Below are 13973 nucleotides of genomic sequence, written 5' to 3' on the forward strand. Positions count from 1 at the left end.
CACCGCCACGTACCGAGCGGCTAGCGTAGGTCGGTCCTCGGCTGGTGCAAGACAGGGTCGCCGACGGGCGGGGACGGAGGAGGCACACCGGGGCGCACTCCGGAGCGGCTTCAGATTGGCCCCATGACATAGGCCGCATAACCGAGGACGCGGAGCCGCCTGCCCCGATCCCCCTCGGCGGACCGATCGTCCGGGCGGGCGTACGTCGGTCCACCCGTCTCCCAGGTCCCCTTCGTGGCCGGACGGGGCCGGTGCACTTGGGAGAGGGCGGGACCGTACTCGGTCTCCACGATCGGGGGGAGGACGCATTCCAACGATTGTTCGCCCCGCAACACGGTCCGGCGGGGGACGGAGGTACCGGACGGGGCGACGGGCGGACCCGCGATCCACTGCGGGACCTTTCCGGTCCAGACCAGCACCGTGCGATCATCGAGGCCGGAGTCGTCCCGCGGGTCGCGGGCGAGGATCCTGGCCCCGCCCCCGTCGCCTTCGGGGTCTCCACCCACCGGCCGTCCTGTCCAGACGGCGTAGGCCCCGTCGCGGACCCACTGCTCGGGAAGCGCGACGGCCCCCACGGCTCGGCCGGCGAACGTCAGTGGCGGGCCGGGTAGGAACTCGTTGAAGAGGGGTACGATACCGCCCCGGAGGGGGGGCGGTTCGGGGTCGCGGGCGTGGGCGTGGGCGTGGGTCGGTGCGGGGGCGTTGAGCGAAGCTTCGGCCTCTAGGAAGTCTAGCCAGATTCGAAACTCGTTGAGAAGTAGGCCGGCCCTCACCTCGGCCGGCCAGTCGTCCGGCAGCTTGCCGGCGGCGGCAAGCTTCTCAAACTCCTTCCGCGAACTGACCGCTTTTCGCTTCACCTCTCTCCGGAGAGGCCTCCAGTCCTCGGCTCCCCGCGACTGCTCCATGAGGCGATCGACAGTGCATTCGAGCTCGAACAAGGCCGTGCCGAGCGGGCCGCGGCCCTGGTCACCGAGCGGGCGTCCCCCCCGGAGCAGAGCAGTTACGTCGCATCCCACGGCGGCAAGAGCTTGGAGCAGCTTCCCGCTAGGCAGGTGCTTGCCAAGCATGGCCGCAGACAGTGTGCCCTGAGCGATCCCGAGTTCCCGCACGGCAGCGGATTGCCCGCCAAATCGGCCATTGATCACCCGGCGGAGAGCGGCGGCGACCAAAGCGTCGTCAGGGAGCGTCGGGCCTGAGTCGGCAGTCATAATTTTGGATCTTTACACAAGCATCGGCCCGCGGCAGCACTGAAATATCAGAAAATCTCCGCCGCGGAAACGCCTAGGCGTTGTAGCATCGAAGATTCGCGGTAACGTGTAGCCGTTCTTCGGCGGCATCTGCTTGCCGGTGCCGACGGTTCACTTCCCCGAGACACTACCCCAATGACCGCGATCCCCCAAGGCGATGCCGGGCCGGCTTCCGTGCTCGTCGACCCGCGGCAGGCCGCTGACCTGCTCCGCGTTTCCGAGCGGACGCTCCGCGACTTGACCGTTCCGCACGGCGACCTGCCTGCGGTGCGGATCGGCCGACTGGTCCGCTACAGGACCACCTCCCTCACCGACTGGGCGCAGCGGCACGAAGCCGCCGCCTGACGACCCGCCCGGGCAGCGCCTGCCCGGGCTCCTTCTTCCGCGGCAGCCAGACTGCCGCCCCGGAGACAAGCCGCCGGAGCGATCCGGCCGGTTGCGGGCACGGTGTGCGCCCGCGTCACGGACGAGCACCAACCGGACACCACTTCACAACCCCCAGCGGACCGCACCGCGGTCCCGCCACCGACTCACTCGGAACCCCGAATGACTGACACGTTTCACAAAGACTCTGCGGTGCATATCGAGATCCTCCCGACCCCAAAACGGTCGCCCCCAGCACGCGAGATCACCGCGGAGGCGGCAGTTCCGATGGCCGCCTTGGCGGCCTATCACGGCCCGGAAGCGGTCAACGAGATGGGTTCCATCTTCGCGATCGCGGCCGAGGAGAACCCTGATAGTCCGACGGGCGTCGCGCTCGCTGATGCGATCCGGACTCACGGCAGTCGCCACTGGAGGCTCTGCCGGGTGGAGGTCAACCTGCGGGCGTACCGGGACGGGATGGGGCACATGCTCATCGAACGGTTAGGCGGCATTCCACTGACCGAGGTCACGCACGCGTTCGACCGTGGCGTCTTCGAGACGCTCGAAGACGAAGAACTGAGCGCCGGCGACACTCCGACAGGACGGAGGGCGGCTGACATGTCCATCAGCGTCCTCGATGCGTTGCTGCCGGCTGCCGCGGCGGAGGAAGCCGCTGAAGTGACGAACGGCTGCGAGGGCAGTGCCGAGACTCACCGGAACTGAGTTTCGCGCAACGCTGCCGGACGCCGCCCCCGCTTCTCGCCGCCCCTCACCGGGCATGGGCCGCGGACGAGGTCTTTGGCGTGCCGGCGGCTGTTCAGATCTCACATGCGTGCACGGCACCGGGCCACGCGGCCGGCTGCTGGTGCGCCGCGAAGACCTAAAAGAACTGCTCGCCGACGGCTGAGCAGGCCTCGAATACGCCCGAACGCTGCGCCGCCGGCCTGAAGCCCGCGGCGCTCCCGAATCCCGGCGCCGGACCCTCGCGGTCAGCGCCGAGCCGCCCCTTGCTCCCGCTCCGCGGGCGCCCCCTCACGTCTCCCTCCCAAGAAGTTCCAGATGAAACCCACCACCACCACCGACATGACCCCGGCCGGGCTGCAGGCCCGCGCCGACGCCTTCGCCATGTGCGCCGGCACGATGGCGTTCCGGATCCGCCGGGACGTGTTCTTCGACCAAGCCACCGGCCTGATCGCGTTCGCCGACAACAACCCCGACGAGGGCCGGCCCGAGCGGCTGTCCGCCCTGCGGGAGAGGCTCTCCGCCGAGGGCGTCGTCGAGCGAGCCGTCGGCGGGTACGCCGATCCGGAGGACGATCAACCGCCCTACGCCACGCCCTACACGGTCGTGCTGCTGCTCGATGTCCCCGCGGAAGACGGGATGAGCCGGCGGAGCGGCGTGTGGCCGGTGCGGGACGCGGTCCGAGCCACCGTCGGCGAGATCGGCCTCACTCACGTCGGATAGCTCTTCGACTCGCCGTGAGCGCCGCCGCTCCACAGCGCCGCCCGGCGTGCCAGTGGCCGCCCAAACGCCCCCCCCCCGCACATGGCGCTGCCCACTCACGTTTCCCGAGTCCGGCGCAGCTTTCCCTTCCCACGGCCGGCGCTTGTTGCGTCGGCCCGACCCCTCACTGACTGACACAGATGCACTTCTCCGACACCGCCCCGTCCACCGCGAAGATCCCCGTCCGCCCCGAGAGCGTGGCGCGGCTCGCCGCCGAGTACGGCGGCAAGCTGGTGACGCGGTACTTCCGAACCGTGTTCGTGGACGACGAGAGCGGCCTGATCCTCTACGTCGACAGCCGGCCGACGGAGAAACGATTTGTGAGCCGCTACAGGTTCGAAGGGCTGCTGGAGGCCGCCGGGGCGAAAATTCAAGCCACGGCGACGCACGGCGAAGGCGGCTTCCGCGGGGAGCCCCGCACATTGGCGTGGGCGATCGAGGTCCCCGGCCGGTCCCGGGGCGAGACCGTTTCTCTAGTGCGAGCCGCTGCCGGCGCCCTCTTCGGCGGCGTTGACGTCGTGGATTGAGACCGTTCGCGTAGGGCTGTCGCTGTACCCGCGACACGGCTCGGAGCCTCGTCGCCCCGTACCGCCGCCCTAACGCCCCTGAACTTGAGTCGTCCGGGGGTCTCGAGCCCCCCGGCCGACCCGCCGCCCCCCCCCCTTCCAAAGTCGGCTGGACCGCGAGGTCCGGCCGGCCCCCCAACCAGTAGCTTCACGATGAAATCCACCACCAAGACCGCCATGACTCAGGCCGAACTGACCGCACGGGCCAACGCCTTCGCCGTCTGCGCCAGGACGATGGCGTTCCACGTTCAGCGGGAGGTCTTCTTCGACGCGGAGACCGGCCTGATCGCGTTCGCCGATAACAGCCCGGACGAGAACCGTCCCCCGCGGCTGGCCGCCCTGCGGGCGCGGTTAGACGCGGAGGGCGTCACTGAGCGGGCCTTCGGCGGCTGCAGCGCCCCGGATGACGAACGGCATGACTGGGCCGACCCCCACACCGTCGTACTGCTGCTCGACGTGCCCGAGAACGAAGGGCTGAACCGGCAGAGCGGCATGTGGCCGGTGGGGGAAGCGGTTTGCGCGACCGTCGGCGAGATCGGTCTGAAGAAGGGCTAGACCGAGTCGCCGCCGGATAAGTCGTCGCCCCGTACCGCTGTCCATCGCCCCCACCGGGCGCGGGCGGCGGACGGGGCCTTCGGCGTGCCGGCGATGCGTCGCGTTCCGACATCAGTGCCGCCGCACGTTTTCCAACTCCCGTTTCTTCGCGGCGTTCACCATGAGCACCACCTACGCACCGCCCCCCCGACCGGCCGTCGACCCGCCCACGCCTCAGACCAGCGGTTCGACCGCCGCGGACGGCAAGATGCCCGCCGGGGAGGCCGGCGAATCGTACACGGCGCGGGCCGAGCTCCTGCCCGTCGAGGTCACCGTCCGCCCCACGGGCCCGAACAACACGCCGGAGGTAATCTTCACGGACGTGGGTGAGGATGTCGGGGTCGCGGTGTTGGAGCGGCGCTTCTTCTTCTCGACGGACGACTGGTTCTCAATCTCCTCGGTGAAGACGGCGGTCGCCGCGTACCGGGGCCGCCGCAGCGGCCGCCGCGTGGGAGCGCGGCGGGCCTCCGTCAGCGTGATGAAGGCTCTGCGGGACGCCTTCGAGCAGGCCGCGGACGCCGGGGCGCCGGTCGCTCCGTACGACAAGGCCGTGGAACCCACCGCCCGGCCCGGCGGCACCAGTGTCGCCGAGAAGACGGTTTTGAAGCGCCCGTTCAAAGCGGGCAGCCCGAAGACCTTCGGTCCTGCAACCGATCGGCCGGATGAGGCCGCCGCCTCGTCTACCGAGGCAGAACGGCCCGTCGGCGAGGCTCCACATGACCCGTGGGAACCGCAGCACGAGCGGCCTCGGCTGGCCGTCCGCACACTCGCCCGCGGCGACCGTGATGCCGCCCTGGGGCTGGTCGAGTGCTCGCTGCCCCGACCCGGCCGTCGGCTGCCGCAGCAAGCCGCGGACTTTCTGACGATGCTCGCCGCGAACGAACTGCGGGTCCTGTACGCCGAGGGGGTGAACGGCGGCGACCCCGCCTCCGGATCCCATGTCGGCTTCACCGTCCTGGCCGAGCTGCCCGGCAAGACGCCGGAGGAGCTGACGGCGCTGCTGACCGAGCAGGCCCGCGATCTCCTCGGGGGCGACTTCGAAACCGTCTGACGGTCGGAGCCACACAACTTTCCGGGCCACCGCCGGGGGCCCTCGAGTCCCGGCGCCAACTGCAACGCACCCGCGTCGCCCGCCCACGCTCTTGCCGGGGCCGGGGGGCGACGCGGGCACTCCTCAACGACTTCCATGTTACCTGACAAATCTGCGGGGCGCGACCCCGCCGCAGCCGACGGCGTCTTCGAGGACGTCCGCGAAGCTGAGCGATTTTACGCGAACCTCGGCTGGGTCACGCTGCCCACGAAGCCGGGCGAGAAGCGACCGTTCTTCTCCTACGCCGAGCGTCGTGACGCCGGCACGGTCACCACCCCCGAGGAAGCCAAGCGATGGTGGGGGATCAGCCCCCAATACGGCATCGCGATCGGCCTGGGGGGCGACGGGCCGACCGTGGTCGACGTCGACTCCGCCGCCGCCTGCGCGGCGCTGGCGGACCGGCTGGGCGACACGCCGGTCACCTGGACGGCCGACAGCGGGTCGGCCGACCCGGGCCGGTTCCACCTGTACTTCGAAACCCCGCCCGGCCTGCCGGCCGCGGCCAAGCTCACCCCGTGGCACGACGACTTGGAGTTCCGCGGCGCCGGCGGGCTGATCCAGGGGGTGCCGTCGACGCACCCGTCCGGCGGCCGCTACCGCTGGCGTGAGGGCCGCTCCCCCGTGGACCTGCCGCTCGCCCCGCTGCCGGGGGCGATCGCCACGGAGTTCCACGCCCACGCCGAACGCCAGGCCGTCGGGGCGGACCGTCCCGCCGGGGTCCGCCCGGCGACCGCCGCCCCGCCGACGGCGATGACCGCCGCCCACCGGCTGCGGGTCGAGCACCTGCCCGGCGTCTGCCGGACCACCAAGCGGTTCCTGCTGGGCGAGTTCGCCGAGGGGCCGGACTGGAACGGTCGGCTGTTCCGCGCCGCCTGCGACCTGGCCGGCAACGAGTACGACGACGCCTGGGCCGAGGCCGCTCTGCTGCTGGGGGCGGCCCCCTGGGACGCCGCCGAGGGGGAGAAGGCCCTCGCCACGATCGAGAGCGCCCTGTCGCAGCCCAGGTCGCCGGCGGTCGAGCGGCCCGAATTCGCCGCCCAGATCAGAAACCGTTTCCGCCGCTGATTCAGGGTCGACATCCCCGCGGGGCTGTCGGCCCGTCATCTCGGGCGTCGGGACCGCCGCCCCCGCCGAATGGCGGGCGTGCGCCGGGACCGCGTCCACGTCTCTCCACTCTTGAGTTTTCACCCCCGGATTCCCATGTCCAATAACCTCCCGGCGCTCGCCGGCCCCGCGGCCCCGACCGCCCAGTTCGTCTGCCACCCTGCCCCCGACGGGCCGACGGTGAACGCCTTCTTGTTCGACCCGGACGGGCGGGACGTGCTGCTGACTGACGAGATCAACGCGATCTCGGCCGACGCCCGAGCCGACCTGCTGGACCGATTCGCCGAGGCCGCCCTGGCCGAGGGCCACCCGTTCGACCGGGACGCGGCCGAGCGGGACTTGATCACGCAGGGCGGAGAGGCCGCCCGGCGGGCCGCCAGTCAGCCCGCCGCCCGGATGGCCGACCCCGCCGCCCTCCTCAGCCGCGTCGGCCTGACGGTCGTCGGCGAGCGGGCGGACGGGGCCGCGGTCACCCACAGCGAGTCGACCGGCCGCACCCGCACCACCCCGCGGGTCGCGAAGCTGGAGTTCGAGGACGCCCTCCAGCTCGTCGGCAGCGACCACGCCGGCCGGCTCGTCCGCAAGCGGACGAACGACACCCCGCCCGGGGCGATCTCGCTGCCGGAGCTCAAGGGCGCCCTCGCGCTCGCCGCCTCGGCCGCCCCGGAGATCGATTCCGGAGGTCGCGGGCGGGGCGTCTGGCCGGGCGAGGGCGGCGACCTGCTGATCAACGACGGCCGGACCGTGTACACCTACGACGGCCTCCAGACCGCGGACTTCGCCGACCACGCCGTCGGCGGCCACGCCGTGCTGCGGGGCGGCGCCGAGTGGGCCGGGTCGGACGTGCGGGCGGCGGTCGACGGCATGACCCCGGACCGGGCAGCCGCGGCGTATAGCCGCCTGCTAGAGATCACCGGACAGTGGCGCTGGGAGCGGCCCGCCGACGCGGCCGTAGCCGCCGCCGCCGTCGTCGCCACCCCCGTGCAGGCTGTCCTCCGGCACCGCCCGCGGATGGCCGTCCTCGGCCCCACCAACTCGGGCAAGAGCACGCTGGTAACGGAGGCGCTCACGCCGCTGCTGAGCGGCCCGCACCGGTTCGCCGAAATCTTCGACGACGCCACCGCCGCGGGCGTCCGCCAATCGGTCGGGTGCGACGCCCCGCCGGTCGTGCTGGACGAGTTCGAGAACTCCTCCCGCCGCGAAGGTATCTTGGCGATGTTCCGGGTGGCCAGCCGGGGCGGCCGGATGGTCCGCGGCACGCCCGGACAGGTCGCCCACGAGACCGAACTGCGGCTGATGCCCTGGGTGCTGGCGATCGAGCCCGGCGACCTGCCGGCCCAAGACCGCAACCGGCAGATCGAACTGGAGCTCGCCGCCCCCCCGGCCGACTCGCCGGACCCTGAGCTCCCGTCCGTCGAGGAACTGCACGAGTTGCGGGTCGAGTTGGTCGCCGCCGCCGTCTGGGCGGTGCGGGCGGCCGAGGACCTCGCACTGGCGATCCGACGGCTGGCCCCCGCAGACGCCGACCGACGGCTGGTCGAGTCGCTGGCCGTCCCCGCCGCCTTCGACGCCGTCCTGCGGCACGGACGCGACGTCGCCCCCGACGTGGCCGGGAAGGTGCTTCGGAGCTTCCTGGAGGGCCGCACCGTCGACGACACCGCCAGCACCGAGCAAGACCTCCTCGACGCGATCTTCTCGGCCCCGATCACCGTACCGGGGATGAACAAGAAGGTGGTCAGCGTCGGCGAACTGGTCGCGGAGCAGTTTACCGGCCACACCACTTGGCTCGGGATGGGTGCCGAGCAGCTCGGGCTCAACGGCCTCCGGGTGTTCCATCACCCCCGGGCGGCCAGTGGTGACCGGCCGGCGTGCGACCGCGGCCTGTTCGTCACGCCGCTGGTCGCGACCACGCTGCTGGAAGGAACGAGTTGGCAGGGGGTGGACGTCAAAACGATCCTGAAACGTCTGCCGGGCGCCTGCGAGGACAATCAAGCCGTCAACGGCCGGCCGACCCGCGGGGTCTTCCTCCCGCTCGGCGCCCTGGGGCTCTGCGGCACGCTCCCGGCCGCGGACCCCGCGGCGACCTCGGACAAAGACACGCTCGCGATTACGGGCTAGATCGCACGAAATCGGGCGTCTGACCGACGCCTCGTCGCGTCCGCGGGCGGGGTCACCCCCGCCCGCGGTCGTTTCTTTCACGTTTTCACGCCAAACCCCCGCCGGCGTGAAGCATTTGTGAAGCGTTTTCTCCATGCAGGGTAGGAGGAACCTGCCTCCTTCACAGTTTCACACCATTTCTGAATAAAGAAGAGTAGAAGAGGGGAGCTTACTTACGTCCTTCTTCAACCGTGTGAGCGTGAAATTGTGAAAGGCTCCTCCGATCCGCCGTGGTAGGCCGGAGCGACGGGCCGGCAAGGCGTTTCCGTCAGGCTTGGCACAGACGTTCGCGTAGGGCGCACGGAACTGACCGCCGCGAGCGATGTCATTCCCGCCCTATCGGCGTGGTTTAGATGCCTACGGAGGTGACGCGGGCTCGCCGCCGCCGCACGGCCTTGGGCTTCGGTTTCTCAGCGTCGCCGGCTCCCTTCTTCACCTCTGCCGCCATGGCGCCGGGCGTGCTCTTCACGAGCCCCCTCGGCAGGACGGCGAACAGTTCGCGGCGGACGGCGTCCACGTCGCTGAGCTGGATGACCGGCGGCTCTCCATCAACGCTGGCCCGTTCCCTGGCCAACCCCGCCGCGGCCTCGTTGACGATCCGCTGCAGGGCGTTCACGCAGTTCGTCAGGGCCTTCGCCGCCTCCGGCGTGACCCGCGCTCCCTCCGGGCCGAAGGTCCTGTACGAGTTCGGCAGGCCCAGCTTCCGGCGCCGGCTGTCCGCCGCTCCCGGCGTACGCCCCGACGCCTCGGCGAACTCCGCATCGGTCATCGTGAGGAGCATGGCTTCCTCGTCCTCGGCCCAGGGCTGGCCGGCCTTCGAGGCGGCGTTCATCGTCATGCTTCTGCTCTGCCGGGGGGGGGTGGTGGAACGGGAACACCCCATTGTCGCCCGGAAGAGCGCCTGCGCAACCGGGCGGGGCTGTCGGCGGGGCCCGCGAGGTCTTGGCTGTGGTCCGGTACCGGCGCCCCGACCCCGCACCTGCCACGGGGAGCGACCGGCAGAATCTCGCCGACCTCGAGGAAGCCAGCTTCCGCCTTTCCATAAACACCGCGGGTCGGCCTTCGGCCGTCCCGCTCGTGTGTCTCTCGCTCTTCTGACCAACTGACCTCGGCGCCGTGCGCCCCGGTGACCAAGTCGGCCCGCAGCATCGGTGCCCGGTGTGTCGGTGCGGTTGCGGCGGCGGGCGAAGGCAGACAGGCCGTTCGTGCGTCACTCCGATCGCGGCCGTGCCGCTGTTCGCCGTCACGCTGACGGTCTCCTGCGGGTCCGCCGGGATGCCCCCGAGGGCTCTCTCGATCTCCCGACGCTCGCTCTCTCCCGCCGCTTCCGCTGCCTCATCGCGGCGGTCTGGCAAGCTGAGCGTGGGGACGGCGGGCGTGAACGGCGGCCGACAGGCGATCTCCTCGGTTTGTTCGGCGCTGACGGCCCGCTGCCGTGCGGACGAGCGGCGGGTCGATCTCCCCGACGGGCTGCCGCCCCCGTATGGAGACCGCGTCAGTCCTCGTGACTTCCTGTGCCGCGAGCATCTGGGCTGTCAGGAGTTTCGCCCCTGCTGCTGCAGTGTGCCGGCGATCCTGTCCCGCGTCGGCCGGCAGGGACTTCGCGGGAAGGATGGACCGATCCAACACTCGGCTCGCCAGACGATTTCTAACGCGAACTACGTTACCGACCGTAAGGCCGGTTGGTACCGCACTCTCCGGCTAAATCACTCCACCTCTAAGCATTCTGTTTCGCGAAACATAACGTGAATCCCGATGGCAGTGCGACGGCGGGGTGAGGCGCCGTAGGTTGCCTCACATGCCCTCCGCCCGCCCCGCAGACGATCCTTCGCCAAACGCTCGGCCGCATGGTTCGGGCAAGCCGATGCGGAAGTCCCGTTCGCCCCGCCGGTCCGCTCCGAAGGGACCGCACGCGGAACTGGCGGAGCGGGTCGGGGCGACGCTGCTCACGCTGCACGGCAGCCAGTCGGCGGCGGCCCGGACATGGGGCGTGCCGCAGCCGCGGATCAGCGACGCCCTGGACGGCCGGACGCCGCCCGCGGTGTGGTTGCTGGAGCGACTGGCGGCGGAGGGGGCGGACGTCACCACCCTCCTGACCGGTCGGCCGGCGCCGGTCGCGGCGGTTCCGCTCCTCGACGGGTTCCTCGCCGGCCGTTCGGCGGGGGCGACCGTGCTCGGCGTACATCACGTCCCGGCGGAGTTTGTCGCCGTGGGCACCTACGCAGTTCGGCTCGACCGGACGTTGGCCGAAGCTACCTTGGGGGGGACCGCGGCGAACCGGCCGCGTGAGGGCGACACGGTGGTGGTGGTGACCGACGTCGAGACCGTTGCGGGCTTGATACCTCGTGCGTGGGGATTCGGCGCACGCCGGTCGCGGAAGCGGATCCCACTCCCGCCGTCGGTGGTGCTATTGGACGGCGTGCCGACCCTGTCGCTGGCGCACCGGGTCCGCTTGGCCGGCCGGCCGGACGGGGCGTCGTTGAGACTCCCGGTGACGACGGACCCGCCGGCTATTGCCGCCGGTCTTCCGGAGTCCGCGGCGGGGGCATTGGACGCGGTCGGGTTCGTCGTGCTTCGCACCGGCCCGCTCTCGCCATGAAGGATGTTTCAATCCACGCCGGCTCGCTTCCACCGGGCTTTATTAATGGCCGCCGGAAGTCCGTCCCTCGATCCCTGTCTACATGCATGACCTTGATACACGCGAGCGGTTCCGCCGCCTCGTCGCGGCAATCCGGTGGACGATAGATCGGGTTTTCGAGGTAAACGCGGACCAAGCTGCTGGGCGCCCCGGCGGACGTCCACAGGCCTGTTGTCGTAGGGAAGCGTCGTCTCCTGCCCATCGTCGACGACCGGACCGGTCGAACACTAACCCCTGGAGCAAAACGGGAATTGAAGCGGCCGTCGTTCGTAGATCCGGTTTGCTCGAGCGGCTTCGTCATACGGCCTACGGTCGCGCCTGCCGTAGGCCTGCCGATCGGTCAGGTGCACATGGCTGTCAGTGACTTCATCCGAGGCGACAATGAGTACAACAGCCTCGAGGCTGCGATCTCCTCGCGGTTTCCGCTGGCGGAACCGTGGGGCTCGATCGAGGCCTCGGGGACGGCATCCAGCCTCGAAATTCGGACGAGTGTTGCCTGACGTGGATCGCCCTGACCAGGATCGCAGACGAAGGGGTCGGCCGCGGGCTCCTGGCCGCCGACGTGGCTGCCTTGGGGCTGCTGGTTGCCGTGACGTCCTGAAGGCCGCCTGCGGCAAGAGCGAAGCGGAGGACGGGGGGGACCGCCGCGAGCGGGAGATTGTTGCCGCAGCGGCGGAGGTCGCCCGGCTGCAAATATTATCTTAGCAGTCTTGGCTGCGTTTTCCCGCTCCCAGATCGGCAGGCCCCGCAGGGTCGACTCCGCACGAAGCCGGCCCCGCGGCGCTCGCCGCTCCTCCTAGCCCGCCGCGTCTGCCCGTTCGCCTCCGCCACTTCTCGGAGCGGCCCCCTCTTCGCCGATCTCCCGGAACTTCCGCACCCAACGGTGTCCGAGCGGCGTCAGCCGCACGAACTCCGCGAGGTCGAAATCCCGATCGCCCCGGAGCTGGCCTACCTGCCGGTCCAGCCTGATCAACTCCAGCAGCCCGATCGAGCGGAGCCGCCGCAACTCCGCCCACAGCGGACCCCCGCCCCAGTAGCCGGCCGACCTACCGCGGTCGAGGTTCAACAGGTGCTCCCGCTCCGCCTGCGGCGGCAGCAGCGGAAGCATCATTTCGAGATCGTGGAGGACGTTCTCCTGCTTGATCTGCTCGGCCCTCACCCGCTCCAACAGCTCCAGCTTGAATCCGGAGACCTCGAGCCGCTTTAGCGGGAACAGGTCGGGCCGGACGAGCACGGCCGCGCCGCCGACTGCGAGGGCGATCAAGCCGAGGTGCACCGCGTCGATCCGGTGAGCCTCGTCGAACGGCCCGAAGAGCACGCCGGCGGTGTAGGCGAGGACCGCGACGAACCGCGTCACAATATGCCGACCCGCACAATCTTGTGCTTCGCCTTCGGGTCTTTAATGTCGACCGCGAGATGAGGGACGGGGTTTTTCGAGACGTCGTCGCACGTGCGATCGACGTCGAGGGCGACCGCGGCCCCCCCCCTTGCGTGACTTGGGGGATAGGATTTTCTTCACGCTAGCAGCCGAAGGGGACCTGGACACGTGGGGCCCGAGACAATTCATTCCCGAAAATACTTCTTGGGACGCGCCCCCCCGGAACCGTTACGTCCGATAGGCCGACCCCCGATTGGGGACAAGTCGAAGATGGACCAACTGGGAGGTGAACTGCATTCCCGCCTAGACGACCCAGCTTCATGCAAGCGATCGAGCAGAAAACCCTCCAAAATTGTCGGCCGAGCCGAGCCTGCTTTCAACGTCGCTGGCGTCAGCCTGGCGGGTTCTAAACGCTATCCTGCGAACGATGGGAGGGCGCTGACGGCTGAGGCGGTTGTGGATCTGGCGTCGACCGCAGCCGAAGCGGACGTCCCCTTCTCCGAGGCCCCGGCGACTGCCCGTTCCGCCGAAAGCGTGCGTCCGAGGCGTTGACGCTGGCGATCCCGACAGGCTGCCCCATCACCAGCGGAATCGGGCGGTCGGCAATGAATCCCTTGGTTCGCGCCGCTTCCTGGGGGGAGCGAGCAATCTGAATCCCCTGACGAGGTGACGCCGGCGAGCGGCGGTTGAACGCCCGCCGGCGCCGGCGGCATGGCAGGCGAATGATCCGTGTCGTTCTCCCCCTCCTAGTTCTGTCGTTCTACGGATCGAGCTGCTCGCCAGACCCCAACCCTTCGACGCCGGCTGAGTTGCTCGGCGATCCGGACGGATGCGGCCCTGACCTGCGCGTCGGTCACGTCGCTGGAATAGCCCTACTTCTTCGTTGGTCTCATGCTCTATTGGCCATTCCCGCAGTGCATAAGTCGGCAACACGCTCTCGCGTTCGCTTTCCGCGCATGCCTCCGGCGGGAGTGAGCGACGCACTTGCCGCGCCGGGAGCGACTAGGTAGCTTGGCAGACTCGAGGCTGGGACGGTCATCCACAAAACCTTTTGAGATGTGTTCCCATGACCATCGATCGGTTATCAGTAGGAGCAGAGTTTTCGATCTAGAAGGCGGGCATGGATTCGGATCCGCCTTAAAAGAGGAAGAACGGCACCAACTTCTTGAGTATCTGAAGTCGCTCTGACATTCCAATCTTAGGACTCTAACCGCCGTCCCTCAGCGGTTGGACATCTGAAGACTTAGCGGAGGGGTCGCGTCCGTCGGCTCCGCATTACCGAGGCCGTCAGGCGGCCAAGGCTCCTGTTTAGCCTGCGCTGCCCGCTCGGCCG

At 69.8% G+C, this 13973-nt stretch carries 12 protein-coding genes; 9 read left to right on the top strand and 3 right to left on the bottom strand.

What is annotated here, in order from left to right; all coding sequences use genetic code 11:
• Positions 1–110 precede the first annotated feature (110 nt).
• Positions 111–938, bottom strand: a complete 828-nt coding sequence (locus CA12_RS14025) for a hypothetical protein (protein WP_145359674.1) — start codon at positions 936–938, stop codon at positions 111–113.
• Positions 939–1421: 483 nt separating this feature from the next.
• Here CA12_RS14025 and CA12_RS14030 point away from each other — a divergent pair, with 483 nt between their 5' ends.
• The 8 genes from CA12_RS14030 (at position 1422) to CA12_RS14065 (ending at position 8585) form a co-directional block, all read left to right on the top strand.
• Positions 1422–1592, top strand: coding sequence for a helix-turn-helix domain-containing protein (locus CA12_RS14030; protein WP_165700763.1), 171 nt, complete (start codon positions 1422–1424; stop codon positions 1590–1592).
• Positions 1593–1793: 201 nt separating this feature from the next.
• Positions 1794–2333 carry a hypothetical protein gene (locus CA12_RS14035; protein ID WP_145359676.1) on the top strand — a complete coding sequence of 180 codons (540 nt, stop codon included), beginning with the start codon at positions 1794–1796 and terminating at the stop codon, positions 2331–2333.
• Positions 2334–2669: 336 nt separating this feature from the next.
• The gene (locus CA12_RS14040; protein WP_145359677.1) at positions 2670–3074 is read left to right on the top strand and encodes a hypothetical protein; all 405 of its coding nucleotides are present in this window, start codon (positions 2670–2672) and stop codon (positions 3072–3074) included.
• A 179-nt stretch (positions 3075–3253) separates the two neighbouring features.
• Positions 3254–3640, top strand: a complete 387-nt coding sequence (locus CA12_RS14045) for a hypothetical protein (RefSeq protein WP_145359678.1) — start codon at positions 3254–3256, stop codon at positions 3638–3640.
• 192 nt (positions 3641–3832) lie between these two features.
• Entirely contained in the window at positions 3833–4234 is a 402-nt protein-coding gene (locus CA12_RS14050) for a hypothetical protein (RefSeq protein ID WP_145359679.1), read from the top strand.
• A 160-nt stretch (positions 4235–4394) separates the two neighbouring features.
• Positions 4395–5324, top strand: coding sequence for a hypothetical protein (locus tag CA12_RS14055; protein WP_145359680.1), 930 nt, complete (start codon positions 4395–4397; stop codon positions 5322–5324).
• A 135-nt stretch (positions 5325–5459) separates the two neighbouring features.
• On the top strand, positions 5460–6428 hold the full coding sequence (locus tag CA12_RS14060) for a bifunctional DNA primase/polymerase (RefSeq protein WP_145359681.1): 969 nt from the start codon (positions 5460–5462) through the stop codon (positions 6426–6428).
• A gap of 135 nt (positions 6429–6563) precedes the next feature.
• Entirely contained in the window at positions 6564–8585 is a 2022-nt protein-coding gene (locus tag CA12_RS14065) for a hypothetical protein (protein ID WP_145359682.1), read from the top strand.
• Between the two features lie 388 nt (positions 8586–8973).
• Here CA12_RS14065 and CA12_RS14070 read toward each other — a convergent pair whose 3' ends face one another.
• Positions 8974–9456: a hypothetical protein gene (locus CA12_RS14070; RefSeq protein ID WP_145359683.1), complete on the bottom strand. Its 483-nt coding sequence runs from the start codon at positions 9454–9456 to the stop codon at positions 8974–8976.
• Positions 9457–10488: 1032 nt separating this feature from the next.
• Between CA12_RS14070 and CA12_RS14075 the strand changes: the two genes are divergently transcribed.
• Positions 10489–11223, top strand: a complete 735-nt coding sequence (locus CA12_RS14075; protein WP_145359684.1) for a hypothetical protein — start codon at positions 10489–10491, stop codon at positions 11221–11223.
• 835 nt (positions 11224–12058) lie between these two features.
• On the opposite strand, the gene CA12_RS14080 is transcribed toward CA12_RS14075, so the two are convergent.
• The gene (locus CA12_RS14080) at positions 12059–12619 is read right to left on the bottom strand and encodes a hypothetical protein (protein ID WP_145359685.1); all 561 of its coding nucleotides are present in this window, start codon (positions 12617–12619) and stop codon (positions 12059–12061) included.
• Positions 12620–13973 lie beyond the last annotated feature (1354 nt).

The sequence above is a fragment of the Alienimonas californiensis genome (assembly GCF_007743815.1).
In the GTDB taxonomy this organism is placed as follows: domain Bacteria; phylum Planctomycetota; class Planctomycetia; order Planctomycetales; family Planctomycetaceae; genus Alienimonas; species Alienimonas californiensis.